This window comes from Deferrisoma sp. (assembly GCF_054681715.1).
The window spans coordinates 1-2,136 of the sequence record NZ_BAAHFQ010000284.1 but is presented as its reverse complement, the minus strand read 5'-3'; the positions used below and the strand labels follow the sequence as shown (position 1 = coordinate 2,136).

The window sequence follows — 2,136 nt, the reverse complement described above, 5'->3', positions numbered from 1 at the left end:
TCGAAGTAGCGGCGGATCCGGGCGTCGTCGAGGATGCCGAAGCAGTCGATCACGGCCACGGGGTGGCCGGCCAGGCGCACGACCTCGTCGGGGTCGAGCCCCAGGTACGGGGCGTGGCGCACGGCGAACACCACGGCGTCGGCGCCCCGCAGGGCCTTGGCCAGGTCCTTTTCGACACGCAGTTCCTTGAGCTTTTCCTGGTTGCGGAAGAACCGCTTCCAGGAGTATTCGGGCGAGGGGTATTCATCCTGCTTTTCGAACTCCCACCAGTGGTCCACGTAGGGGTCGTGGACTCGGGGCTCGGCCCCCATCTCCGCAAGCCGGCGCACCAGGAGCTCGGAACCGCTGTAGCGGGTGTCACCCACGTCCTCCCGGTACGAGGCCCCGAGCACGAGCACCTCGGCCGCGGCCACGGGCCGGCCCATGTTCCTGAGGGCGTCGCGCACGAGCTGGGCCGCGTGGAGGGCCCGGGTGTCGTTGATGTCGATGGCCGTCGGGGTGATGCGGAAGATGTCGTCGTCGAACCCGTGGAGGTGGCGGTAGGCCCAGATGCCCAGGCCCCCGTCCTTGGGCAGGCAGTACCCGCCGATGCCCGGCCCCGGGAAGATGATGTTCGAGTGGGTGGGCCGCACCTTGATGGCCTCGATCACCTTGATGAGGTCGACCCCGTTTCGCTCGGCAAAGAGGCTCCACTCGTGGAGGAACGCAAGGATCGTCGCCCGGAAGCTGTTCTCCACGATCTTTGCCGTTTCGGACTCGATGGGCCGGTCGAGCACGGTAAGCGGGTAGTCCTCCACGTTTAGCACGTCGCTCAGGAACCGGACCACCCGATCGCGGGCCTCATCGTTGATGCCGCTACAGACCCGCCAGAAATTCCGGATGGAGTCCACGTAGTGCCGGCCCGGCATGACCCGCTCGTAGCTGTGGGCGAGGAGCGGGTCGGTCTCGATGCCCCGGCGGCGGAACACCTTGCGCATGATCGGGTAGGCCACCTGCTCGGTGGTGCCCGGGGCCACGGTGGTCTCAATGAGCACCAGGGCGTCGGGCCGGATGTGCTCGGCGATGATCTCGAGCGACTGCTCCAGGGCCGCCATGTCGGCCTGGCCGTTCCGGACGTTCCCCAGTTCTTCCTTGAGGTAGTCGCACTGGACGTCCACCACCACGACGTCGGCGAGTTTCAGGGCGTCGTAGGTGTAGGTGGCGGTGAGGGTCCTCTTTTCGTGGACGCACCGGCGGATCAGCTCGTCCACCTTGGGGTCCTCGGATTTGACCGGGGAGAGGCCCCGGTTCAGGAGCGGGATCTTCCAGAAGCTGCGCACGCTCGGCCGCTGCATGCCGATCACGAACTTGGTGGGGTTTCCGGCCCCGTCCTCGGCGTCGGCCACCACCGCGGCCATGACCGCGCCCACGAACCCCACCCCCACCACGACCACCACCTCCCGGCCCAGGGCCCGGTGCTCGGCGGCGAGCGCCTGGAGTCGCTCGAACTCGGCCTTGTGGTCCTCAAGCGTCGGCAGCGGAAACCGCTCGCCGTCGGGGCTCACGGAGTAGAGAAGGCTCATGGGGTCCTCCCGTTGGGACGGTTAACTGCCGTGAATCGGGAATGGTATTGGCCACAGATTCACACAGATGGACACAGATGGCTTGTCGTGGTGTCGCGGGTGGTTGGTAACGGCCGTGAGGGGTGACGGCCCTCCGCCCCGGGGATGATTGAGTGCCGGGAATAGGGGACCGCCGTTCGTCGCGGGTCGCAGGTCGTGAGAACTGCGTCGGGTCTTCGGGAACCCTGGCTCGTGGGTCGGGAATCGTAGGACCGGGGTTGGCGCTCTGACACGCTCACGACCGGTGCCCCTCCCTGGGATTCGGCTGGAAGGCCGGAACCTGGAATGCTTAGGAGGCCGGGATGCCGGAAACGCGGGAACGGCGGTCTCCCCCCTCGTGCTCCGGCCGACGGCGAATGATACGGAAAACGGGGGTTGGGGACAAGCGGGGGGCTCGGTCACGTCCGTCAAGGTGGTGTAAGAAGCCGACCGCGTCATCCTCGGTTGATAGATCAGGCTGCCACCGGCAGCGCCGGGTTCGGTGGGGGTGGAGTGGTTCGTTTGATCACGTCGGCGATCGACTCCAAACTCATAT

At 66.8% G+C, this 2,136-nt stretch carries 1 protein-coding gene; it reads right to left on the bottom strand.

Annotated features, from left to right (window positions below):
- On the bottom strand, positions 1–1,562 hold a 1,562-nt coding region (locus ACY0I8_RS17920), incomplete at its 3' end, for a nucleotide sugar dehydrogenase (protein ID WP_461395831.1).
- Between the last annotated feature and the right edge of the window lie 574 nt (positions 1,563–2,136).